Source organism: Xanthomonas campestris pv. phormiicola, assembly GCA_025666215.1.
Taxonomy (GTDB): domain Bacteria; phylum Pseudomonadota; class Gammaproteobacteria; order Xanthomonadales; family Xanthomonadaceae; genus Xanthomonas_A; species Xanthomonas_A campestris_A.
The window spans coordinates 3,568,777-3,591,488 of sequence record CP102593.1 but is presented as its reverse complement, the minus strand read 5'-3'; the positions used below and the strand labels follow the sequence as shown (position 1 = coordinate 3,591,488).

Annotated in this window: 25 protein-coding genes; 11 read left to right on the top strand and 14 right to left on the bottom strand. The window is 70.7% G+C overall.

The window, feature by feature from the left end; translation table 11 throughout:
- Nucleotides 1-34: 34 nt before the first annotated feature.
- Nucleotides 35-997, top strand: coding sequence for a LysR family transcriptional regulator (locus NRY95_14900; GenBank protein UYC15012.1), 963 nt, complete (start codon nt 35-37; stop codon nt 995-997).
- A 155-nt stretch (nt 998-1,152) separates the two neighbouring features.
- On the top strand, nt 1,153-1,419 hold the full coding sequence (locus tag NRY95_14895; protein ID UYC15011.1) for a DksA/TraR family C4-type zinc finger protein: 267 nt from the start codon (nt 1,153-1,155) through the stop codon (nt 1,417-1,419).
- A gap of 20 nt (nt 1,420-1,439) precedes the next feature.
- On the opposite strand, the gene NRY95_14890 is transcribed toward NRY95_14895, so the two are convergent.
- The 9 genes from NRY95_14890 to NRY95_14850 form a co-directional block, all read right to left on the bottom strand.
- Nucleotides 1,440-1,712, bottom strand: coding sequence for a DUF2789 domain-containing protein (locus NRY95_14890; protein UYC15010.1), 273 nt, complete (start codon nt 1,710-1,712; stop codon nt 1,440-1,442).
- Nucleotides 1,713-1,815: 103 nt separating this feature from the next.
- Nucleotides 1,816-2,394, bottom strand: a complete 579-nt coding sequence (locus NRY95_14885) for a mechanosensitive ion channel family protein (GenBank protein UYC15009.1) — start codon at nt 2,392-2,394, stop codon at nt 1,816-1,818.
- 130 nt (nt 2,395-2,524) lie between these two features.
- Nucleotides 2,525-3,319, bottom strand: coding sequence for an EAL domain-containing protein (locus tag NRY95_14880; protein UYC15008.1), 795 nt, complete (start codon nt 3,317-3,319; stop codon nt 2,525-2,527).
- A 97-nt stretch (nt 3,320-3,416) separates the two neighbouring features.
- Nucleotides 3,417-3,614 (bottom strand): hypothetical protein, encoded by a 198-nt coding sequence (locus tag NRY95_14875; GenBank protein UYC15007.1) that lies wholly within the window; start codon nt 3,612-3,614, stop codon nt 3,417-3,419.
- Between the two features lie 16 nt (nt 3,615-3,630).
- The gene (locus tag NRY95_14870; protein ID UYC15006.1) at nt 3,631-3,966 is read right to left on the bottom strand and encodes a YkgJ family cysteine cluster protein; all 336 of its coding nucleotides are present in this window, start codon (nt 3,964-3,966) and stop codon (nt 3,631-3,633) included.
- Entirely contained in the window at nt 3,963-4,643 is a 681-nt protein-coding gene (locus NRY95_14865; protein ID UYC15005.1) for a protein N-lysine methyltransferase family protein, read from the bottom strand. The genes NRY95_14870 and NRY95_14865 overlap by 4 nt, the downstream gene beginning before the upstream one ends.
- A 241-nt stretch (nt 4,644-4,884) precedes the next feature.
- Complete coding sequence (locus NRY95_14860; GenBank protein ID UYC15004.1) at nt 4,885-6,243, bottom strand: Hsp70 family protein; 1,359 nt, start codon at nt 6,241-6,243, stop codon at nt 4,885-4,887.
- A 157-nt stretch (nt 6,244-6,400) separates the two neighbouring features.
- Nucleotides 6,401-6,871 (bottom strand): peptidylprolyl isomerase, encoded by a 471-nt coding sequence (locus tag NRY95_14855; protein ID UYC15003.1) that lies wholly within the window; start codon nt 6,869-6,871, stop codon nt 6,401-6,403.
- A 124-nt stretch (nt 6,872-6,995) separates the two neighbouring features.
- Nucleotides 6,996-7,952 (bottom strand): cation diffusion facilitator family transporter, encoded by a 957-nt coding sequence (locus NRY95_14850; GenBank protein ID UYC15002.1) that lies wholly within the window; start codon nt 7,950-7,952, stop codon nt 6,996-6,998.
- A 100-nt stretch (nt 7,953-8,052) separates the two neighbouring features.
- On the opposite strand from NRY95_14850, the gene NRY95_14845 reads away from it, so the two are divergent.
- The gene (locus tag NRY95_14845; GenBank protein UYC15001.1) at nt 8,053-8,394 is read left to right on the top strand and encodes a zinc ribbon domain-containing protein YjdM; all 342 of its coding nucleotides are present in this window, start codon (nt 8,053-8,055) and stop codon (nt 8,392-8,394) included.
- Between the two features lie 16 nt (nt 8,395-8,410).
- Here NRY95_14845 and NRY95_14840 read toward each other — a convergent pair whose 3' ends face one another.
- Nucleotides 8,411-9,559: an MFS transporter gene (locus tag NRY95_14840; protein UYC18597.1), complete on the bottom strand. Its 1,149-nt coding sequence runs from the start codon at nt 9,557-9,559 to the stop codon at nt 8,411-8,413.
- Between the two features lie 101 nt (nt 9,560-9,660).
- Entirely contained in the window at nt 9,661-10,869 is a 1,209-nt protein-coding gene (locus NRY95_14835) for a beta-lactamase family protein (protein ID UYC15000.1), read from the bottom strand.
- 111 nt (nt 10,870-10,980) lie between these two features.
- On the opposite strand from NRY95_14835, the gene NRY95_14830 reads away from it, so the two are divergent.
- Entirely contained in the window at nt 10,981-11,859 is an 879-nt protein-coding gene (locus NRY95_14830) for a LysR family transcriptional regulator (protein UYC14999.1), read from the top strand.
- A 103-nt stretch (nt 11,860-11,962) separates the two neighbouring features.
- Here the strand turns inward: NRY95_14830 and NRY95_14825 are convergent, their stop codons facing one another.
- Entirely contained in the window at nt 11,963-13,051 is a 1,089-nt protein-coding gene (locus NRY95_14825) for an alkene reductase (protein ID UYC14998.1), read from the bottom strand.
- Nucleotides 13,052-13,309: 258 nt separating this feature from the next.
- Between NRY95_14825 and NRY95_14820 the strand changes: the two genes are divergently transcribed.
- The gene (locus tag NRY95_14820; GenBank protein UYC14997.1) at nt 13,310-14,518 is read left to right on the top strand and encodes an MFS transporter; all 1,209 of its coding nucleotides are present in this window, start codon (nt 13,310-13,312) and stop codon (nt 14,516-14,518) included.
- A gap of 102 nt (nt 14,519-14,620) precedes the next feature.
- Here the strand turns inward: NRY95_14820 and NRY95_14815 are convergent, their stop codons facing one another.
- Nucleotides 14,621-15,616, bottom strand: a complete 996-nt coding sequence (locus NRY95_14815; protein UYC14996.1) for a UDP-N-acetylglucosamine-peptide N-acetylglucosaminyltransferase — start codon at nt 15,614-15,616, stop codon at nt 14,621-14,623.
- Between the two features lie 314 nt (nt 15,617-15,930).
- Nucleotides 15,931-18,174: a methyl-accepting chemotaxis protein gene (locus tag NRY95_14810; GenBank protein UYC14995.1), complete on the bottom strand. Its 2,244-nt coding sequence runs from the start codon at nt 18,172-18,174 to the stop codon at nt 15,931-15,933.
- Nucleotides 18,175-18,185: 11 nt separating this feature from the next.
- Between NRY95_14810 and NRY95_14805 the strand changes: the two genes are divergently transcribed.
- From NRY95_14805 to NRY95_14780, 6 genes are all read left to right on the top strand, one after another.
- Nucleotides 18,186-18,410, top strand: a complete 225-nt coding sequence (locus tag NRY95_14805) for a hypothetical protein (GenBank protein UYC14994.1) — start codon at nt 18,186-18,188, stop codon at nt 18,408-18,410.
- A 510-nt stretch (nt 18,411-18,920) separates the two neighbouring features.
- Nucleotides 18,921-19,376 carry a PA2169 family four-helix-bundle protein gene (locus NRY95_14800; protein UYC14993.1) on the top strand — a complete coding sequence of 152 codons (456 nt, stop codon included), beginning with the start codon at nt 18,921-18,923 and terminating at the stop codon, nt 19,374-19,376.
- A gap of 220 nt (nt 19,377-19,596) precedes the next feature.
- Complete coding sequence (locus NRY95_14795) at nt 19,597-20,238, top strand: 2'-5' RNA ligase family protein (GenBank protein UYC14992.1); 642 nt, start codon at nt 19,597-19,599, stop codon at nt 20,236-20,238.
- Entirely contained in the window at nt 20,235-20,840 is a 606-nt protein-coding gene (locus tag NRY95_14790) for a hypothetical protein (GenBank protein UYC14991.1), read from the top strand. The genes NRY95_14795 and NRY95_14790 overlap by 4 nt, the downstream gene beginning before the upstream one ends.
- A gap of 70 nt (nt 20,841-20,910) precedes the next feature.
- Nucleotides 20,911-21,099 carry an oxidoreductase-like domain-containing protein gene (locus tag NRY95_14785; protein UYC14990.1) on the top strand — a complete coding sequence of 63 codons (189 nt, stop codon included), beginning with the start codon at nt 20,911-20,913 and terminating at the stop codon, nt 21,097-21,099.
- 133 nt (nt 21,100-21,232) lie between these two features.
- A complete protein-coding gene (locus tag NRY95_14780; protein UYC14989.1) occupies nt 21,233-22,684 on the top strand; it encodes a virulence factor family protein in 1,452 nt (483 codons plus the stop codon).
- Nucleotides 22,685-22,712: the final 28 nt, after the last annotated feature.

Sequence of the window (22,712 nt, the reverse complement as noted above, 5' to 3'; positions counted from 1 at the left end):
ATGATCTGTGAAGCGAATTCACAGGTTGGGCGCAATGGACAATCGGGCCGGCGAAATGCAGGTGTTCCTGCGGGTCGTGGATGCCGGCAGTTTCTCTGCGGCGGCACGCCTGCTGCGCATGACCCCGTCCACGGTCAGCAAGCTGATCGGTCGCGTCGAGACCCGCCTGGGCGTGCGCCTGCTCGAGCGTTCGACCCGGCGCCTGTCGCTGACCGCCGAGGGCCAGGTCTACTACGAGCGCAGCCTGTCGCTGCTCGCCGAACTCGACGACGTGGAGCGCGACCTCGGCCGCGGCGCGGCCAGCGCCGGCGGCAGCGTGCGGGTGAATGCGTCGGTGGCGTTCGGCATTCTCGGCCTGGAGCCGCTGCTGCCGGCGTTCTGGCAGGCGCATCCGCAGATCGTGGTCGATCTTTCGCTGTCCGACGAGATGGTCGATCTGTACCTGGATCGCACCGACGTCGCGTTCCGCGTCGGCGCCTTGCAGGATTCGAGCATGATGGCGCGGCATGTCGGCGTGGCGCAGCGCAAGATCGTCGCCGCGCCGGCGTACCTGGCGCGCCACGGCACGCCGCGCAGCATCGACGCGCTGTCGCGGCACAGCTGCCTGGGCTTCAATTTCCGCCGCGCCGCACCGGTGTGGCCGCTCGCGCACAGCGGCCGCATCGTCGATCGCACGGTGCAGGGCGCGCTGCTCGCCAACAACGGCGAAACGGTGCGGCGTATGGCCGTCGCCGGCATCGGCCTGGCGCGGCTGGGCGATTATCACGTGCGCGACGATCTGGCCGCGGGCCGGCTGGTGGAAGTGCTGCAGGACGCGGTGGAAGGCGATAGCGAGGAGATCCACGCGCTCTATCGCGGCGGCCCGCGCTTGCCGCAGCGCGTACGCGTGTTCCTGGACTTCGTGGTGCCGCGGTTGCAGCGGTTTCTGGCTGGGCGGGACCCGGGAGTCGGGATCCTGGATTCGTCGTCTTTCGCCACGGACGTCGTTCCGCGATAAGCGCGGGTTTTTCGGACTTGGCGACGCTCTTGGGCTTTGCCAAGTCCCGAGTCCCGAGTCCCGACTGAATCCCCAGGCAATGTGAAGGCGCCCACCATTGCATTGCCGGGCGCCGGCCGCATCATCGGAAACAGGCGACACGGCAGGAGACGGCGATGGCGACAGGATGGGCGAACGACGGCGCGGTGCAGGACCAGATCGACGCCACCGTCGAAGATGCGATCAAGCGCGCGCGCAGCCAGCTGCCGCAGGGGCCGAGCCTGGAGCGGTGCGAGTCCTGCGATGCGCCGATTCCCGAGGCGCGGCGCAAGGCGGTGCCCGGCGTGCGCCTGTGCGTGGCCTGCCAGGAAGCGCACGACCGCGAACGGCACGAGCACAGCGGCTACAACCGCCGCGGCAGCAAGGACAGCCAGCTGCGCTGACGGCCAGCGGTGCCGGGCGCTCAGTCGTCGTTGGCAGCGCTGCCGACCGGCGGTACCGGCCGCGAGTGCAGGGCGATGTTGAGCTGGTCGACCACCATCGCCCAGTCGGCGTCGTCGATGCGCTCCTCGCGCAGCAACTGCGCCTGCGCCGGCGTCCAGAACGGCGCTTCTTCCAGCCGCATCGTGTCCGGCAGCGGCGAATGGCGGCCGATGAACTGGCGGATCTCGGTTTCGCTATTGGGCAGGCCCAACTGGGCGAACAGCTCGGCGAACGGGTGGACGGGTTGTTCCATGGGGCACCTTGTCGTTGGGGCGCGTGCCGCGATACGGCGGCGCACGAGCCAGGCACGATACCGCTCGTGCGATCAGTGTCTTGTTAGGACGTGCGCTTGCGCGCTAGCCGAGTCCCGGCGGCACCGGGTGGCCGCGCCAGCGCCGCGTGCTGCGCTGGAAGAACAGGCTGTTGGGGATCTGCAGCACGCTGTCGCCATCGTCGCCATGGCGCTCGCGCAGCGTGGTGTAGATCAGGTTGATGTCCACCACCTGGCCCTTGAGCCCGGGCTTTTCGCCGTTTTCGAGCAGTTCGATGTGGTCGTGCAGGCGGAACGGCCGCGTGGCGAAGATCAGCAGCGTGCAGAAGATGTTCGACAGCACGCTCCAGGCCGCGAAGAACGCCACCGCCGCCACTGCGGCGAAACCGGTGAACGCGGTCCACAGCACCGTGCCGGACACGCCGAACCGGTCCAGGATCAGCAGCAGCGCCGTGCTGTAGATCACGAAGCCGCTGCCGCGGCGCGCCAGCATCGTCAGTTCGGGCGGCAACGCGTGGTGTTCGCTCAATCGCCGTACCAGCCGCCGCAGCAGGGTGCGCAACAACCATGCGCCGAGCACGATCAGCGCGATCTGCGCGCCTGGCACGATCAGGTCCAGCCAGCGGTGGAGCGAGGGCGGCAGCATGGCGCGGAGCGAGGACATCGGCGGTGTCGGGGTGGCGGGGCAGGCGCGATGGTCGCAATCGTCGCCGCATCGGGCAAGTGCGGATGGCGCGAAGCCAGCGCCATTGCTGCCAGCACAACGCTGCAGCGCATGCGCTGCAGGGCATCGCTCAGGCGCTGTGCTCCAGGCTGTCCCAGCGTTCTGCGGGGATCTCCGGCAGCGCCTCCAGCGCCGGCATCGCGAACAGGTATCCCTGGTACAGGCCGATTCCCAGCGCGCGCAGCGTGCGGTACTCGGTGGGCGTTTCCACGCCTTCGGCAAGCACCCGGCAGCCCAGCGCCGCGGCCATGCCGACGATGCCGGCGACGATGTGCCGGCGCGGCGCGCTGGCATCGATGTCGCGGATCAGGGCCATGTCCAGCTTGAGCAGATGCGGCTGGAAATCGGCGAGCAGGTTGAGTCCGGAATGGCCGGCGCCGAAATCGTCGATCGCGGTCAGGAACCCGCGCTGCGCGTAGTCGCGCAGGATCCGCGCCACCTTGCCGAGGTCGCGGATGTGCTCGGACTCGCTCATCTCGAAGATCAGATCGCCGGTCGGCACGCCATAGCGCTCGGCCGCGGCCAGGGTCAGGCGGATGCAGGTCGCCGGTTCGTAGACCGCATTGGGAATGAAATTGATCGACAGCCGGGTGCGCAGGCCCAGCCGCGCGGCGGTGGCGATCGCCTGTACCCGGCAGGTCTGGTCGAAGCGGTACAGCTGCTGCGGGCCGACCCGCGCCACTACCGCGGCCGCACCGCTGCCGTCCTCGCCGCGGACCAGCGCCTCGTAGGCGTAGATCGTGCGCGCGTCCGCATCGACGATCGGCTGGAACGCCATGCGGATGCCGAAGTCGAGCGGTTCGCCATCGCGGCAATTGCCGCAGGCCGGCTGGCCCAGTTCGGCGGAGAGGGATCGCAGGAGCATGCCGTGCGTCTATCGCAACGAAGATGCCTGGATTCTATCGGCCGGCGCCGTGAAGACGGCGCCGACATCGGCTGCGGCGGTGCCGCAGCGCGCGGGCTCAGCCGGCTTCGGCTTCGTCGACTTTCTTCAGCACGCGGGTGGTGCCGAGCACTTCGACGCGGCCGCCGGCCTTGCGGAACGCGGCCATGTCGGCCTCGATACGCTCGCGGCTGAGGCCTTTCTGCGCCTTGTCGCCGGCGCCGCTGCGTACGGTCTTGGCGGTCGGGGGCGGGGTCTTGCTGGTGGGACGTGCCATGGTGAATCTCCTGGAGTCAGTACATCGTCAGGGGAATGCCGCGCGCCAACTGATCGTTGTGGATGCGGCGGATGTCGCGGCAATACGGGCCGGCCATCGTGAACTTGCGGCAGATCGCCGGGCGCTGTTCGTAGATCGAGCAGCACATGCGCTTGCTGTCCACCGCCACGCACCAGCCGTCCTCGTCGCGGGCCATCACGTGCAGGCCCTCGGCGGTGTGCTCGGTGTAGTGGTCGGGCACCTTGTCGTCGGGCATCAGCAGCACGGTCAGGCGGCAGCAGATCGCGTCGCAGCGATCGCAGGCGACGGATTTTTCGGCCGGGGCGCGCGCTGTTGCCGGTTGCGCGCTCACGCGTTGCCGCCGACGGGCATGGCATCGCGGCGAAAGCGCAATACGCGGCCGCGGTAGGGCGGCAGATCGTCCGGACCCAACGGCATTTCGCGCTGTTCGCTGAGCGCGTAGCCCTGCGTGGCCAGCGCGCGGGTCAGCGCGGCGCTGTTGCCGCGGCCCGGATCGGCGATCAGCACTTCCGCGCTCGCCGTCGCATGCCGCGCCAGCAACTCGGCCAGCAGCGCCGGATGCTGGTGTTCGTACAGCACGTCGCTGCCGATGATCACGTCGAAACGGCCCAGCTCGGGGTTGGGCTGGTCCCAGTCGAGGCGGCGGTACGGCACCGCAGGCAGTTCGTTGAGCGCGGCGTTGTAGGCCAGGAACACCTCGGTCAGCGGATGGCGGTCGCTGGCGACGATGTCGGCGCCGCGGCGGCGCAGCACCAGGCTGGCCAGGCCCAGGCCGCAGCCGATCTCGAGGATGCGCTTGCCGCCGACGTCGTACAGCGCCATCGCTTCGGCGAGCAGCCGCCCGGCCGGCCACACGTTGCCGAACAGGCTCCATTGCGCCGAGGAAATGCCGGCCGCTTCGGCCTGCGCGTCGGGATCGGAGAACTGTTGGGTGTCGAGCAGCGAACGGATGCGATAGTCCTGGCCGCCCAGGTTGAGCGTGTTGATCTGGGTGGTGTAGCCGGACACAGGCGCTCCCGGTGGGTCCGGCCCGAAGCGGGACGGAGGCTGGCGCGAGAAGAGGGGCGAGTCGGGCGACAGAAACGGCCGGACGAGACGCGTGTACAAACGTGACGCTGAAGCGTGACCGCGCATATTACGCCAGTCGCGCCTCTTGCGTATGAACGGAACCTGCGCTAGCGCCTTGCGCACGCGCGGCCGCGCCGGCGCGCGCTGCGGCGGCGCGGCGAGGCGCTGCGGCCTGCGCCGGTCAGCGCTGCGCGGCGGCCAGGGCCAGGCCCTGGACCACGCCGAACGAAGGATCGCCGTGCACCAGGCGCGCCTGCGGGAACGCGGCGGCGACCACCTGCTGGATGTAGCCGGCGCGCGACATGCCGCCGGTCAGGAACACCGCGGCCGGCTCGCGGCCGATGTCGCTGCGGACCTGCGCGAGCAGTTCGCCCAGCGCTTCCAGATAGCTGCGTGCGGCGTGGGTCAGTTCGTCGGCGCGTACCTGCACCTGCAGCCCGGCTTCGATGTAGTCCAGCGCCTCCTCGTGCTGCGCGCTGTCGCTGAGAAGGATCTTGCTGCGCTCCACCGCGCGGTACAGGCGCGCGGTGTTGCCGGTGTCCTGCAATGCCTGCAGCCGCGTGTCGTATGGGTGCGGCACTTCGTCGTAGCGATGCTGGCGGAAATCGCGCTGGCGCGTGGTGTCCTGCACCATCGCCGCTTCGACGTAGTGGTGCGCCGGCACGCGGGTGCTGCCGCGGCCGAACAGCGGCATGTAGCTGGCCAGGCTCAGCGCCAGGTCGATGTCGGTACCGCCGCGGGCGATGCCCCAGGCGCGATGCACGTCCGGCGCGCCGTCGCCGCCGACGCTGGCGTGGGCGATGTCGGTGGTGCCGCCGCCGATGTCCACCACCACCGCGTCGTGGCGCTCGCCGCTGCCGGCGTGGTAGTGCATCGCCGCGGCGGCGGGTTCTTCCAGGAACGCGATGTCGTCGAAGCCGGCGGCGATCGCGGCGCTGTGCAGGATCTGCAGCGCCTGCGCGTTGCCGGCCTCGCCGATCGAGCTGCGGAACTGCACCGGGCGCCCGAGCAGCGCGCTGCGCACCTGCACGCCGAGTTGCTGCGAGGCGGTCAGGCGGATGTGCTCGAGGATGTGCGTGGCGATGCCGGTGATGGTCTGCCTGGCGCGCGGATGCAGGTTGTAGCCGAGCATCGATTTGGGACTCTGCACCAGGCTGCCTTCGCCTTCGACGAAATACGCATCCAGCGCCGCGTCGCCGTACACCGCGTTCTGCAGCAGCGCCGCGGAACTGCGCGGCTCGCGCATCTGCGCTTCCATCCATTGCCGGCGCACCACCCGGATCGCGTCGCGGCGCAATTCGTCGCGGCTGCGCTCGCGCCCGGCGGCGGCCGCATCGCGGCGGCCGGCCTCGACCAGCTCGTCCACCTGCCGCTCCAGCACCGGGGTCAGCTCGAAATCGGCCGGATCGCGCATCACTTCCGGGAAGTACACGGTGGTGCGGAACTGGTGCTGGTCGCCGAAGCCGATCGGCACCACGCGGCCATCGATCACCGCGGCGGCGGCGGAGTTGCTGGTGCCGAAATCGATGCCGAGTCTCATGTCGCTGCGGGGCCGGGCAGGGGGCCGCGCACTGTGCGGCAAGCCGCAGCGCGGCGCAAGCCGGCCGGCGCCCGGTGCAGGGCGCGCCGCCGCCGTCGCACAATGCACGAGGCCCGCGATTGCGGGCCTAGTGCGCTTCCAGCAGGGAGGCGGACGGTTACAGCGCGGCGCCCGCGTGGCCCTGGTTCTTTTCCTGCTCGGTGGCCTCGCGCACGCCGGCCACCTCCACCGCGAAATGCAGCACCTGTCCGGCCAGCGGGTGGTTGCCGTCGATGGTCACCAGCTCCGGGCCGACTTCGGCGACCGTGACCAGCAGTGGACCCTGGTCGGTCTGCGCCTGGAATTGCATGCCGGGCTCCAGGCCCTCGGCATCCGGGAACGAACTGCGCGGCACCTGCTGCTGCAGTTGCTCGTGGCGCGGGCCGTAGCCTTCGGCCGGGATCACGTCGACCTGCAAGCGTTCGCCGGGGCGCTTGCCGGTCAGCGCCTTTTCCAGCCCCGGCACGATGTTGCCGGCGCCGTGCAGATAGCTCAGCGGATTGTCCGGCGCGGATTGATCGATCACCTCGCCGGCATCGTCGGTCAGGGTGTAGTGGATGGTGGCGACAAGGCCGTTGGCGATCTCCATGGGAAACCTCATTCAGTAGGAAGGTGGGATACGCCGGCACAGTCACAGCGCGATGGGAGGTGCTACCCGAATACCCTAACGAAAAGCGGCGGCGGATCGCAAGTCGGCACGCCGGATCGCGGGTTCAGGCCGGCGGCGGCGCGCGCAACGCGCTGCGTCGCGCCTGCCACGCCTCGGGCGTCTGCGGCTTGACGAACAGCGACTGCAATTCCGGGTATTCGGCGCGCGCAGCGCGTTCGATGCGTTCGATGCAGGCCTCGATCTGCGCGGTGCTGCGCTGGTCCTCGAACTCGGCGCTGAGCGCGGCGACCACCTGCTCGGGCCCCATCTGCACGCTCAGCACGCCGTTGACCGCGCGCACGTCCGGATCGGCGCCGGCGATGCGGCGCAAGGCATCGCTCAGCGGCCGCGCCGCCGGTTCGCCGATCAGCAGGCCCTTGCTCTCGCGCGCCAGCACGAAGGCCGAACAGGCCAGCACCGCGGCGATGCCGATCGAGGCCACGCCGTCCAGCTCGGGCATCTGCAGCCACTGCGCGGCCAGCAGGCCCAGCAGGGCGATGCACAGGCCGATCAGCGCGGCGCTGTCTTCCAGCAGCACGGTGAACAGGCTCGGGTCCTTGCTCTCGCGGAACGCCTGCACGTAGCCCATGGCGCCCTTGCGCGCACGGAACTCGCGCAGCGACACCCACCACGAAGCGCCCTCGAACAGGATCGACAGGCCCAGCACCACGTAGTTGAGGGTGTGGTTGCTGGCCGGCTCCGGATTGCGGACATGCGCGATGCCTTCGTAGAACGACACCCCGGCGCCGAGCGCGAACACCAGCAGGGCGACGATGAAACTCCAGAAGTACAGCTCGCGCCCGTAGCCGAACGGATGGCTGGCATCGGCGGGCCGCGCGGCGCGGCGCAGGCCGTACAGCAGCAACAGCTCGTTGACCGTATCCACCAGCGAATGCACGCCTTCGCTGAGCATCGCCGAGCTGCCGGACAGCGCGGCGGCGACGAACTTGGCGATGGCGATGGCCAGGTTGCCGGCGAGCGCGGCATAGATCGCGAAGCGGGAACCGGAAGCGGCGGACATGGGATTCCTGCGGGAAGAGCGGACCGGGCGCGGCACGCGGCGGCGTGGAGCGGGCGGCTACAATAGGCGTCCTCCCGTCGTCGCCGTATCAAGGAACGCCATGTCCGCCGCACCCGCCTGTCCGCAATGCACGCTGCAAAACACCTATGTCGACGGGGCGCTGTGGATCTGCGCCGACTGCGGCTACGAGTGGCCGCAGTCGGCGGACACCGCCTCCGCCGCGGACACCGTGGTGCGCGACAGCAACGGCAACATGCTGCAGGCCGGCGACACCGTGGTGGTGATCAAGGACCTGAAGGTCAAGGGCTCGTCGATCCCGCTGAAGCAGGGCACGGTGATCCGCGGCATCCGCCTGGTCGAGGACGATGCCGAGCACATCGAAGGCAATTCGGACAAGATCAAGGGCCTGGTGCTGAAGACCTGCTTCCTGCGCAAGGCCTGAGTCCCGCCTGGCGGCGTCAGGCGTTCGCGCGCGCCCGCCAGGCGCGTCGCGGCCATGCCAGGACCGCGGTCAGGGCCAGCAGCAGCACCGGCGCCCACGGCAGATTGGCGGCGCCGTAGCGCTGCAGCAGCATCCCGCCGACCAGGCCGCCGCCGGCGATCGCCAGATTCCAGCCGGTGACCACCAGCGCCTGCGCCAGGTCGGCGGCGTCGCCGGCACGGCGCGCGATGGCGGTCTGGAACAGCGTCGCGCAGCCGCCGAACGCCAGCCCCCACAGCACGATCGCCAGGCTCAGCAGCGCCGGCGTGCGCGGCCACAGCGCCATCGCCAGCGCCGCCAGCCCGAACGCGGCGACGCTCGCCAGCACCAGCGGCCGCATCCAGCGGTCGATCAGCACGCCGATCAGGACGATCCCGCCCAGCGCCGCCAGCCCGAACAGCAGCAGGCAGCGCTCCAGCGCGGGATCGCCGCCGGCCATGGCCACGACCGGTGCGATGTAGGTGTAGAGCAGGTTGTGCGCCAGCACGAACACCAGCATCACCGCCAGCACCTGGGCCACGCCGGGCAGCGCCACCACCTGGCGCAGGCGCAACGCCGGCACCGTCGCCGCTTGGCCGGCGAGATCCGGCAGCGCCGCGCGCACCCAGCCGAGCAGGGCCACGCTCAGCAGCGACATCGCAGCGTAGCTCCAGCGCCAGCCCAGGTGCTGGCCCAGCAGGGTGCCGGCGGGCACGCCCAGCGCCAGCGCCAGCGGCGTGCCCAGCATCGCCACCGCGATCGCGCGGCCCTGCTGCGCCGCCGGCACCAGGCGGCTCGCATAACCGGCCAGCAGCGCCCACAGCAGCCCGGCGCTGATCCCGGCGACGCAGCGTGCGGCGAGGATCAGCGCATAGCTGGACGCAACCGCGGTCACGCTATTGGCGATGCCGAAGCCGGCAATGGCGAGCAGCAGCAATGGCCGCCGGCGGCGGTGCCGGGTCGCGGCGGTCAGCGGGATCGCGGCCAGCAGCGACCCCAGTGCGTAGAGGCTGACCAGTTGCCCGATCCAGGCCTCGCCGACGCCCAGGCCCACGGCCATCGGCAGCAGCAGGCCGGCGGGCAAGGTTTCGGTGAGGATGGTGACGAAGCCGGCGCAGGCCAGCGCCAGCAGGCCGGCCCACGGCAGGCGCGGCCGCGCCGCGGCCGTTGCCTGCTGGTGCGCAGTGCGCGCGCATGCCGCCGCTGCCGTGGCCGGCGCGGTCGCGCACGCCGCGGCGGTGTCGCGGTTCACGCCGCGGCCCCGGGCACGGCGGCGTAGACCGCGTCGCGCAGGTCGGTGACGAACGCACCGGACATGCCTTCGTACAGCGTGTTGGTCAGCGCCACCACGCTCAGCTGCCGTGCCGGATCGACGAACCAGCTATGGCCGTAGGCGCCGCCCCAGCGCCAGCTGCCGGGCGCTTCCGGAGTCGCGGTCGGCGCCGGGTCGCGCAGTACCGAGAAGCCAAGGCCGTAGCCCCAACCGGGCCCATCCGGCGGGCCGAGGTCGCCGGCCTGCGCGCGTCCCATCTCCGCCACCAGCGCGGCCGGCAGCAACGGCGCACCGCCGCGGCGCAACGCCTCGAGCAGGCGCAGCACATCGTCGGCGCTGCCGACCATGCCGGCACCGGCCGACGCGAACGCATGCCGATCCAGCGCGCGCGAAGGATGGAACACGATGCCGGCGCTGTCCGCGAACGGCGCGACCACTTCGCCCTCGCCGAGCCGATGCGGCGCCGGGTCGCCGTTGGCGTAGGGCACCGCCAGCCGCGCCGCATCCTCGGCATGGAAGGCGGTGGCGTGCATGCCCAGCGGCGCGGTGACCAGTGTGCGCACCAGCTGCGGCAACGGCTGGCCGCTGGCCGCCTGCAGCAGTGCGCCGGCGACATCGATCGACAGCGAATAGCCCCAGCCGGCACCGGGCGCGTACTGCAGTGGCACCTGCGCCAGGCGGCGCAGGTTCTCCTCCAGGCGCAGGCCGCTGTTGTCCATGCCGTCGGACACGCCGGCGCGCGCATGCGCGCCATCCGCCGGTTCGAGGAAGCGGTAGCCGAGCCCGGCGCTGTGGCTGAGCAACTGGCGCAGGCTGATGTCCGGCACCCGCCCGTCGGGCAACGCGGGACGGAACCAGGGCAGCCAGCGCGCGATCGGCGCATCCAGCTGCAGCCGGCCCTGTGCGACCAGCGCCAGCGCCGCGCTGGCGGCGACCAGCTTGCTGACCGAGGCCAGCCGGAACGTGGTGTCCTCGCGCATCGGCCGCCGCGCCTCGCGGTCGGCCCAGCCGGCGGCGCGGCGATAGACGCAGTGGCCCGCGTGCGCGACCAGCACCACCGCGCCGACCAGACGCTGCTCGCGCAGCGCCGCATCGAGCGCGGCATCGAGCGGGGCGGCCTGTGCCGGCGAAAGTGCCGGCGCAGGTGCCGGGGCAGGGGAGTCGACGGCGGGGGACAGGGACATTGGCGCAACTCGCGATGGTGGGAGCTGCAGCGTGGGCGCATGTCGATTGCGGAAAAAGGCGGGTAGAGTTCCTGGCTACACGGACGCAAATGTCCGCAATGGAGGGGCGCGATGGACAGTCTGGGCAGCCTGCGCGGCTTCATGCAGGTGGTGGAGAGCGGCGGCTTCGCCGAGGCGGCGCGGGTGCTGGGCGTGTCCGCCTCGGCGATGGCCAAGAGCGTGGCGCGGCTGGAGCGCGCGCTGGGCGTGCGCCTGTTCCATCGCAGCACCCGCAGCCAGACCCTGACCGCGGAAGGCCAGCTGTTCCTGCCGCGCTGCCGGCGCATCCTGGCCGAGGCCGAGGCGGCGCGCAGCGAACTGGGCAGCCATGCGGCCACGCCGAAGGGACGGCTGCGGGTCAGCCTGCCGATGAACAACAACGTGCTGCTGCCGGTGCTCGCCGACTTCATGCGCGCCTATCCGCAGGTGCAACTGGACCTGGATTTCGACGACCGCCTGGTGGACGTGATCGAGGACGGTTTCGATGCGGTGCTGCGCGTGGCCGAACCCGACGACTCGCGCCTGGCGTCCAGACGCCTGGGCGGTTTCCGGCGCTGCCTGGTGGCCGCGCCGGATTACCTGCGGCGCTGCGGCACGCCGCTCGTGCCGGCCGATCTGCTGGCCCACCAGTGCCTGCATTACCGCTTCCGCAGCAGCGGGCGCCTGGAGGCCTGGCCGATGGGCGCGGCGGGCGCCGGCCTGCGGTTGCCGGTGTCGATGGTCTGCAACAGCATCGAAACGCGCCTGAGCTTCGCCCTGCGCGGCTGCGGCATCGCCCTGCTGCCGGAGCATTCGGTACGCGATGCGGTGGCCAACGGCGCGCTGCGCACGCTGCTGGACGACTATGTCGCCGCCGACGGCACCTTCCACCTGCTGTGGCCATCGGGCCGGCACGTGCTGCCGAAATTGCGCGTGTTCATCGATTACCTCAGCGAACGGCTGATCCTGTAGCGCCTGCCGGCGCGACCGGTGGGATCGCGCCACCCCAGCCATGGCCTGGGTGCATTGAGGCGCGACGGCGGCACGCCTGCCGTGCCGCCGTCGCACGCCGGGCTCAGTCCAGCGTCGGGTAGTCGGTGTAGCCCTTGGCGCCGCCGCCGTAGAGCGTATCGGCATCCAGCGGGTTGAGCGGCGCATCGCGGCGCAGCCGTTCCACCAGGTCCGGGTTGGCGATGAACGGGCGCCCGAACGCGACCGCATCGGCAGCGCCCGAGCCGAGCACCCGCTCGGCCAGGGCCTTGTCGTAGCCGTTGTTGACCAGCCACGGACCGCGGAACCTGGCGCGCAGCGCGGCGTAGTCGAAGGCGATGTTGTCGCGCGGGCCGCCGGTGGCGCCCTCGATCACGTGCAGGAAGGCCAGGCCGAGCGGATCCAGGCGCTCGACCGCGCGTTCGAACAGCGGCTGCGGGTCGCTGTCGTGCGCGTCGTTGGCCGGGGTCACCGGCGACAGGCGCACGCCGGTGCGCTCGGCGCCGATTTCCTGCGCCACCGCCTGCACCACCTCGAACAGCAGCCGGGTGCGGTTCTCGATGCTGCCGCCGTAGGCGTCGTCGCGCCGGTTGCTGCCGTCGCGCAGGAACTGGTCGATCAGGTAACCATTGGCGGCGTGCACTTCCACCCCGTCGAAGCCGGCGGCGATGGCGTTGCGTGCGGCGTGGCGGTAGTCCTCGATCAGTGCGGGGATCTCGTCCAGGCGCAGCGCGCGCGGCGCGGAGACGTCGCTGAAGCCCTCGGCGGTATAGGTCTTGGCGTTGGCGCGCAACGCGCTCGGCGCCACCGGCGCGGCGCCGTCCGGCAGCAGGCTGACGTGGGAGATGCGGCCGACGTGCCACAGCTGCAGCACGATCCTGCCGCCGCGGCGGTGCACCTCGGCGGTGACGGTCTGCCAGGCGGCGACCTGCGCCTGGCTGTAGATCCCGGGGGTATCCATGTAGCCCTGGCCCATCGGGCTGATCTGGGTGGCCTCGGCGACGATCAGCCCGGCGCTGGCGCGCTGGCCGTAATAGGTGGCGGCCAGCGGCGAGGGGATGCGGCCTTCGCCTTCGGCGCGGTTGCGGGTCAACGGCGCCATCACGATGCGGTTGGCCAGTTCGATCGCGCCCAGGCGCAGCGGGGTGAACAGGGGGGAAGCAGGAGCGGTCATCGGTGGGGGGTCTCTGTCGATGGAAAAAGGCGGGACACGGCGCGGCGCTGCCGGCGCCGAGCGTGTGCACTGCAGACATGGGGGCGGCGCCGATGGTTTCGCCGGAACGCCGATGGGACAGTGCGTTGCCGTTCGCGGACCGGCATGCGCAGGCGCGCTTGCGATGGCGCGGCGCAACGCGGCGTTGCACGCGCTCGGGTTCACCTGCATGCTGCGATGCACAATAATGAGCGGCCCTTCTCGATCCAGGCTCCGGGCATGTCCATTCCCGCCACTTCCCCGACGCCGCTGTCGCGCCGCGGCTACGTGCTGATCCTGTTCGCGCTGGCGATGGGTGGCTTCGCGATCGGCACCAGCGAGTTCTCCACGATGGGGCTGATGCCGTCCATCGCGCGCGGGCTGGCGATCGACGAGCCGCAGGTCGGGCACCTGATCAGCGCCTACGCGCTGGGCGTGGTGGTCGGCGCGCCGCTGCTGGCGATCGTCGGCGCGCGCTGGCCGCGGCGCACGCTGCTGCTGGCGCTGATGGGCTTCTATGCGGTCGGCAACCTGGCCAGTGCGCTGGCGCCGGACTATCACAGCATGCTGCTGGTGCGCTTCATCGCCGGCCTGCCGCATGGTGCCTATTTCGGCGTGGCCACGCTGGTCGCTGCGTCGATCAGCCGCCCCGACCAGCGCGGTGCGGCGGTGAGCCGGGTGCTGCTCGGTCTCAATCTGGCGGTGCTGGTCGGCAATCCATTGGCGACCTGGCTGGGCCAGGTGGCGCAATGGCGCTATGCGTATGCGCTGGTGGCGGCGATCGCGGTGCTGACGGTGGTGCTGGTCATGCGCCTGCTGCCGGCCGATCCGCAGGAGCCGCGGCAGCAGCCGCTGCGCGAACTGCGCGCGTTCAACCGGCCGCAGGTGTGGCTGGCGCTGGGCATCGGCTCGGTCGGCTTCGCCGGCATGTTCTGCGTGTTCAGCTATCTGGCGCCGACCCTGACCCAGGTCACCGGCGTGTCCGAACGCTGGATCCCGTTCGCGATGTGCGCGTTCGGCTTCGGCGGCCTGCTCGGCAACCTCGCCGGCGGTTGGCTGTTCGACCGGCTGCAGTTCCGTGCGGTGCCGCTGGTGCTGCTGTGGTCGATGGCGGTGCTGCTGGCCTGGCCGCTGACCGCGCACTCGCCGTGGGCGGTGCTGCCGGCGGTGGTCGCGGTCGGCACCATGGGCGCGTTGGCGCCGGTGCTGCAGACCCGGCTGATGGACGTGGCCAGCGAGGCGCAGACCCTGGCCGCGGCGTCCAACCATGCCGCGTTCAACCTGGCCAACGCGCTGGGCCCGTGGATGGGCGGGATCGCGATCAGCGCCGGCCTGGGCTGGACCTCGACCGGCTACGTCGGCGCCGCGGCGGCGCTGGGCGGCCTGCTGGTGTACCTGTGGGCGCGGCACGACGCGCGCCGTGCGCAGCGCTTGGCGACGGCTGGCTGAGAGCGCAGGAGCGCGTTTCGACGTTCCACGCGCTGCGTGCGCCGTTGCGCGCCTGGCTATTTGTTGCACGCGCGGTGGCGTGCCTGACGCGCCCGGCGGGACTCAGCGCTGCGCCTGCGCGTTGTGCGACAGCCGCCGCAACGCATCCAGCTTGGCCTGATAGCGCGGCTGCGCGGTCTTGTCGGCGTGCGCCAGCGCCTGCTGCAGCGCCGTGTTCGCGCGGCGCGTGTCGCCGTTGAGCAGATACGCGCGGGCCAGGGCGAAATAGAGCAGGTCCGCGCCGTCGTACAGCCGCAGCGCATGCCGGTAGTAGCCGATCGCCGCGGCGTAGTCCTGGCGCCGCTCCGCCTCGTTGCCGAGCAGATACTGCTGGAACGGGTCGGTCAGCTGCACGCGTTGCAGTCGCGCCAGCATCGCCGCCTCGCGCCGGCCATCGCCCAGGCGCCGGTACAGGATGGCGGCGTTGGACAGTGCGGACATATGGTTGGGGTCGACCGCCAGCGCGGTCGCGTAGTCCTGCGCGGCCGCCTGCGGGTCGCCCTGGCGCAGCGTCAGCACGCCGAGGTTGTTCCAGGCGGCGGCGAAGTCGCGGTCCATCTGCAGCGCCATCTGCAGATGCTGTTGCGCGGCGGGCAGGGCGCCGTCGGCCATCAGTTCGGCGCCGCGGTTGTTGTAGTAGTGGGCCAGCGCGCGGCGGTCGGAGATCGGCTGCGGGCCGCGCCGGTCCATCAGCACGCTGCGGTCCAGGTCGATGCTGGCGTGGCGCCCGTCGATGCGCACGCCGACGTTGACGTGGCCGGCGTTGTACAGCGCGTCGCCGTCCTGGTACCAGCTCAGCACCCGGCCCACTTCCTCCACCTGTGCGTCCAGCCCGACGTCGCGCGCCAGGGCCACGAACAGCAGGGTGAAGGACAGGCAATTGACGCGGCGCGTGGCGTAGGTCTCGGCGATGCTGTGGGTGGCCTTGGCGTCGTACTGCAGATCCAGGCCGTCGGCATCGAAGGTCAGCCGCACCAGTTGCTGCAGGCGTTGTTCGCGCGGGGCATGTACATCAACGCGCTGTTGCACCAGCGCATGCAGCGCAGGCGGGACACGCATGATCTGGTCCGCTGCGGGCGGCGCGGGCGGTGGCACGATCGCCGTCGCGGCGACCAGGGCGAATGCGGTCCAACCGAACATGGCGCACCTCGCGGCGACCCGGAATGGGGGCTCGCCGCGAATATAGTCCTTTGCCGGCGTCGTGGCGCTGCCCGGAGGCGCCGGCTTGGATGCTGGAGCGCCGGCTGGCGCTTCAGGGGCCGTTCTACTCCGTACCTGCGCCGGTCTGCGCGCGATAGCGATCGGTCGCAGGCGTTGCCGGGGCCGACGCGCCGCCCTCGCGCTGGAGGGCGGCCAACACCAGGACTTGCCGATCAGAACTCCTGCCAGTCCTTGTCCGTGGCCAGCGCGGCGGCCGGCTGCGGGCGTCGCGCCGCGGACGGCACGGCAGCCGCGGCCGGACGGGTGGCACTCTTCGGCTTCGGCGCCAGCGCCCGGGTCGGCTGGCGCGCCGGCGCTGCGCCGTCTTCCAGCTTGAACAGGGCCACCGCCTGCGCCAGTTCGGTCGCCTGCTGCTCCATCGACCGCGCCGCGGCGCTGGCCTCTTCCACCAGGGCCGCATTCTGCTGCGTGCTCTCGTCCATCTGGGTCACGGTCTGGTTGACCTGCTCGATGCCGGCCGACTGCTCCTGCGAGGCCGAGGAAATCTCGGCCATGATGTCGGTGACGCGCTGCACCGAGGACACGATCTCGCTCATGGTCTGGCCGGCCTGGCGCACCAGCGTCGAACCGTTGGCGACCTGGCCGACCGAGTCGTCGATCAGGCTCTTGATCTCCTTGGCCGCGCCGGCCGAGCGCTGGGCCAGCGTCCGCACCTCGCTGGCGACGACGGCGAAACCGCGGCCCTGCTCGCCGGCGCGCGCCGCCTCCACCGCGGCGTTGAGCGCCAGGATGTTGGTCTGGAACGCGATGCCGTCGATGACGCTGATGATGTCGGCAATCTTCTTCGAGGAGGCCTCGATCCCGCTCATCGTGGTCACCACCTGGCCGACCACGTCGCCGCCTTCGGAGGCGACCGCGGCCGCACCGACCGCGAGCTGGTTGGCCTGGCGCGCATGGTCGGCATTTTGCTTGACTGTGGAGGTCAGCTCTTCCATCGACGCGGCGGTTTCTTCAAGGCTCGCCGCCTGCTGCTCGGTGCGCCGCGACAGGTCGTCGTTGCCGGCGGCGATCTCGCTGGCCGCGGCGTTGATCGACACCGCCGAGTGCTTGATCCGGCCGACGATTTCCGACAGCTGGTGCGCCGTGGCATTGGCGTCGTCGCGCATCTGCGCGAACACGCCGCGGAACTCGCCGTGCATGCGCGCGGTCAGGTCGCCGTTGGCGATGGATTGCAGCAACGCCGACAAGGACTGCAGATTGCCGTCGGCGGTGGTCATCAGCTGGTTGAGGCTCTCGACCATGACCCGGAAATCGAACTGGAAACGCTCGGCATCGCCGCGCGCGCTGAAGTCGCCGTCGGCGGCGGACTGCGCCAGCTGCCTGATCTGGCCGTTCATCGCCGACAGGTTGCCCTTCACCTCGTCCATGGTCTGGGTGAACGCTGCCTTCTCGCCGGGCAGGCGGTCCATGTCCTGGCTGAGGTCGCCGATCGCATAGCGGCCCATGATCTGCGCCAGCTTCATCTGCACCGACACGTGCGCGCCGACCACGGCATTGGTTTCCGCCGCCATGCGTCCGTAGTCGCCGGGGAACGCCTGCGCATCGATGCGATGGCTGATTTCGCCGGCATCGTGGCGCCTGGCCATGTCCAGCTGCGCATCGATCAGGTTGCGCAACTGCAACTGCATGCTTTGCATCGCGGTCAGCAGCCGGCCGGTTTCGTCCTTGGCATCGGTCTTGATGTCGTTGTCCAGCTGGCCGCGCGCGATCGCTTCGGCGGTGCGCGTGGCGCGGTTCAGCGGTGCGGTCAGGCTGCGGGTGATCAGCCAGGCCAGCACGCTGCTGATCAGGATCACGATGACGCCGCCTGCGACCAGCAGGGCCCGGCCGCGGTCCATCGCGGCATTGGCCACGACATAGGCGGCCGTGCCGCGCTGGCGCTGCCGCTCCGAATACGTGTTGATCGCATCCTGCCACCGCTGGGTGGCCGGCGCCGCCAGCTTCATCAACGTGGCGAGGGCCTCGTCGGACTTGTTGTTCATGCCCAGATCGAATACCTGCTGATTGGCGGCGCTGGCGGTCTGATAGCCGAGATCGATCTGCTTGCGCATCTCCGCGCCGGCGCTGTCGGCGACCGGTATCGCATAGAGCTGGTCGCGGACTTTTTCGTAGCGCTGGCGCTGCTGCTCGACGATCTTGGCGAAGCGCAGATTGTCCTCTTGCGTAGTCGGCAGGACGATGTTGCGCAGGTTGATGGCGATGATCGAGCTAGCCTCGCGCATTTCGTTGGCGTACGCCAGGATCGCGTTGCGCTTGACGATGTTTTCCATCTGCGTGCGCGACTGCGCCAGGGTGATCAGCCCCGCTACGACGAGCCCGCAGGAAAGCAGGATGAGCAGGCCGAACGCGGAGGAAAGGCGCACGCCGACGTTGTAGCGTTGCAGGAATCCGTTCATGGTGGTTACCGATGGAAGTGGGGGTGCGCGATGGCCTGGTGTGGCATCGGCAGGGCGCGAAGAGCAGGGCATGCAGGCAGGAAGACTGGCAACGGCGGCAGAGCAGCGACGTGCAAGGCCAAGTCGCGCTGCGTGCTGTATCCCGCCAATGCCTGTTTCAAGATAGCGGCGGCTTTGCCCGAATCTTGATGCGTGATTTTTTTGCGGAATTGGTGCTGCGCGCCTTGCGCGCCTGAGCTACGACATCGGCGACGGCTGCGGAGTGGGTCGCAATGCGCGAGAGTCCGCGAACATTGCGGCGAGAGCGGCGCTCGCTCCAGGGGGGCGCCGACGTCGCTGCAAGCTGTGATCCCGGCGGCAAGCTCGGCCTCACACGCGGTTGGCGCAAGGCTGGGCTCGTAGCGAACGCAAGCGCCCATGCATCCAGTGCCGCCGTGGAGCAGCGGCGTACGCGTCGTTGGATGGCCCTGCTTTTTCGATGTGCCCAGCCGATGCGCAGGGGATCTGGCGAAAGCATCGCCACGATGTCGACGCGGCGGCGATGAACGCCTGTTCATGCCTGCCAGCGCCGCGTGAGGACGCAGGCGTTTCGGCTCACATGTGCTTTATGCGCAGGCGTCCAGCATCCCTCCCACGACGCAACGCGGCAAAACTCTTCACACCGCGGCCGAGCGAAGTCCAGGGAACACGACCCGACGTGCCCGTTGCGCGATGTTCGCCGGCCCATTGCAGAAGGAGTTCCATCCATGAGCATTCAGAGCAAGACCACCCACAGCCTCAACGACCTCATCGCCATCTCCCGCGACGGCAAGCAGTTCTACGAAGAAGCGGCGCAGAAGGTCGGCGATACCGAGCTGTCGGCGCTGTTCCTGCGCATTGCCGGGGTCAAGTCCGATATCGTCAGCAGCCTGAGCGCGGTGGTCCAGGCGGTCGGCGGCAAGCCCGACGAGCACGGCACCCTGGTCGGCAGCATGCAACAGATGTACGGCAAGGTGCGCGCCGCGCTGGGCGACACCAAGTACGGTTATGTGGCCGAACTGGAAGAATCCGAGGACCGCCTGCTGAAGGCGTTCAACGAGACCATCGCCGACAGCGACACCCCGGTTGCCGCACGCGATGCCGCTGCCAAGCTGCTGCCGGAAGTGCGTGCCTGCCACGACGTGATGCGCAACCGCAAGCTGGCGATGAAGAACGCGGCCTGAGCCGCAGGCCGGGCGCGCGCCCGGCCATCGCCCGCGGCACCGCGCGCTGCGGTCCTCGCAGACCGCGGCCTGCCTGTGCCGCACAGATGCGAAGGCCGACCGGCTCCGTCCGGCCGGCTTTTTGCGTTTTCGGCGCCAATGCGCGCGTGGCGCAGCGCGCTTGCTACCATGACGCTCCTTGTCCTTTCGCCGAATCGCCCGCGGCGTCCGCCTCCTGCCGATGGCCCACGATAGTCCTTCCGCAACCGTGCAGTTCTCGCTCGGCTTCGCTGCGCCGGCGCCGCACGAGAGCCTGTTCTTCGCCGTGCTGCCGGACCCGGCCACCGCGCAGCGCGCGTTCGCGATTGGCGAGCGCCTGCGTGCCGAGCATGGCCTGCGCGGTCGCGCGCTGCCGGTCGAGCGTCTGCACCTGACCCTGCATTACCTCGGCGAGTACGCCGGCATCCCGCCGCGCCTGCTGCAGCAGGCGCATGCCGCAGGACAGGCAGTGGCCGAGGCGCCGTTCGAACTGTGTTTCGATCGGGTCGCCAGCTTCGGCGGCCGCACCCGCGCGCGGCCGCTGGTGTTGCTTGGCGACGGCGAGCCGCCCGCGCTGCGCCGGCTGCGCGAGGCCCTGCAGCGGCAACTCGGCCGCCAGGGCGTGGCCGCGCGCGCCGAGGCGGCCTATGTGCCGCATATCACTCTGAGCTACGACGAGCAGACAGTGCCGCCGCAAACCGTGCCGGACCTGCGCTGCACGGTCGCCGCGCTGAGCCTGATCCGCAGCGTGCAAGGGCAGGGGCGCCATGTGCACGAGGCCACCTGGCCGCTGTCGGCGGATGCGGCCGGGCCTGCGTCTGCCGGCGGCGAGGCGATGCGATGAGCGAACCGGCGCCGCCGCTGACCCTGCCCGCCGCGCAATGGGAGCAGTTGCTGGCGGCCTATGCCACGCCGCTGCGCGCCTATCACCATTTCGGCCACGTGCAGGCGGTGCTGGGCCACTATGCCGAGGTCGCCGCGGCGTTGGGCTGGCGGCAGCCGCGCGAGGTGTATTTGGCCGTGCTCTACCACGACGCGGTGTACCAGGCCGGGCGTGGCGACAACGAGGCGCAGTCGGCACGCATGGCGCAGGCGGCGATCGCGCAGTGGCTGCCCGCTGCGGGGCTGGACGCGGCGCGGGTCGCCGCGCTGATCGAACTGACGGCGCGGCATGGGCAACTGTCCGCCGCTGCGGTGGATGCCGAGGCGGCGCTGTTCCTGGATTGCGACATGGCCATTCTCGGCGCCGATCCCGCCGGCTTCGCTGCCTACGATCGCGCCATCGCCGAGGAATACCGCGGCGTGGTGCCGGGCTGGCTGTACCGGCGCAAGCGCCGGGCGTTCCTGAAGACGGTGCTGGCGCAGCCGCGCATCTTCCTCAGCGATTGGTTCCATGCGCGCTACGACGCGGCGGCGCGCGCCAACCTGCGCCAGGCGATCGGCTGAGCCGGCCGCGCCGGCGTTCTACAATGCGCACCTGTTCACGCCGCTGGCGTGCCACCCGCCGCGCACCGTGATGTCCGATCCCGATTCCGCCACTGCCGATCCGTGCCCGCAAGCGCCGCCGCCGCCGCTGCCCAGCGATTGCTGCAACAGCGGTTGCCCGCTGTGCGTCCACGACCTGTACAACGACGAAGTGGCGCGCTATCGGCTGGCGCTGGCGGCGTGGCGGCTGCGCCATCCCGAGGCCGACCCGGGCGCGTGAGCGCCCGCCTGCGGGCGGCCGCGCCGGCCCCGCGTGCAACGTCCCGGCGTACCCCGCATGAACCGGCGCCCGCGCCGTGCTTCGCGCCGCCGCCGTTCGGGATTATCTTTACACGCCTTTTCAGGATTGCCGGATGATGCGAATGCGTGGCGGATGGATGTGGGGATGTGCGTTGGCCGGCCTGGCCGCCGCGGTTGCCGCCTCGGCGGCGCCTGCGACGACGGCAGCGGCGCCAGCGCCAGCCGCGCCAGCGGCGACACCGGCTGCGGTCCCTGAGAAACTCAGCCACGGCCGCTTCGAACAGGTCCCGGTGCTGCTGCCGCATGGCGAGGCGCAGCGCGTGGTGCTGTGGTTCGCCGGCGGCAAGCACGGCGAGGCGGCGCGCATGCGCCAGATCGAGGCGCTGCGCGGCGATGGCGCGATGGTGTTGGTGATCGATGGCGCGCACCTGCAGGCGGTGCTGGCCAAGATCCCCGGCACCTGCGGCTTCTCCGCCGGCGACGTGGAGAACTTCTCGCGCTACGTGCAGGCCTACTACCATGTGCCGACCTACCGCCTGCCGCTGCTGGTCGGCGATGGCGACGGCGCCGCGCTGGCCTATGCGGTCGCGGCGCAGGCGCCCAAGCACCTGCTGGCCGGCCTGGTCACCGAGGATTTCTGTCCGGTGCAGGTGCTGGACGACCAGATCTGCGGCGCCGGCATCACCGCGCCGGCGCGCGCGCTGCAGCCGGCGACGCTGCCGCTGCCGTGGCTGGCGGCGATCGATGCGCCGGGCAAGCGCCGCTGCACCCGGCAGAGCGATGCGTTCGTGCAGAAGGTGCCGCAAGCGCGGCAGTTCCGCCGCAGCGCCAGCGGCGATCCGCTGCCCGGACTGCGCGCGGCGGTGCGTTCGCTGGGCGCGCAGCGCGGGGTCAGCCTGCCGCCGACGCCGGTCGACCTGGCCGGGCTGCCCGTGGTCGAGGTGCCTGCAGTGGCTGCGCCGGCCGCGGCCGGCGCAGCGGCCACCGGCAACGCCAACGACCAGGTGTTCGCGATCTTCGTCTCCGGCGACGGCGGCTGGGCCGGGCTCGACCAGCAGGTCGCCGGTGCGCTGGCCCAGGCCGGCATCCCGGTGGTCGGCGTGGATTCGCTGCGCTACTTCTGGAGCGAGCGCACCCCGCAGGGCTTCGCCACCGACCTGGACCGGATCTACCGCCACTACAGCCACCTGTGGCAGCGCGGACGCGTGGTGCTGATCGGCTTCTCGCAGGGCGCCGACGTGCTGCCGGCGGCCTACAACCAGCTGCCGCCGGCGATGCGCGAGCAGGTGCAGGCCACCGCGCTGCTGTCGCTGGGCAAGACCGCCGACTACGAATTCCACGTGTCCAACTGGATCAGCTCCGGCGACGACGGCCTGCCGATCGCCCCGGAAGTGGCGAAGATGCCGGGCGCGCAGACCCTGTGCATCTACGGCGAGGACGATACCGACGCACTGTGCCCGGACCTGCCGCACGGCGGCGCGCAGCTGGTGAAGCTGCCCGGCGACCACCACTTCAAGGGCGACTACGCGGAACTGGCCAAGCAGATCCTGCAGCGCATCGATTGACGGCCGGGATTGGGGAGTGGGGATTTGG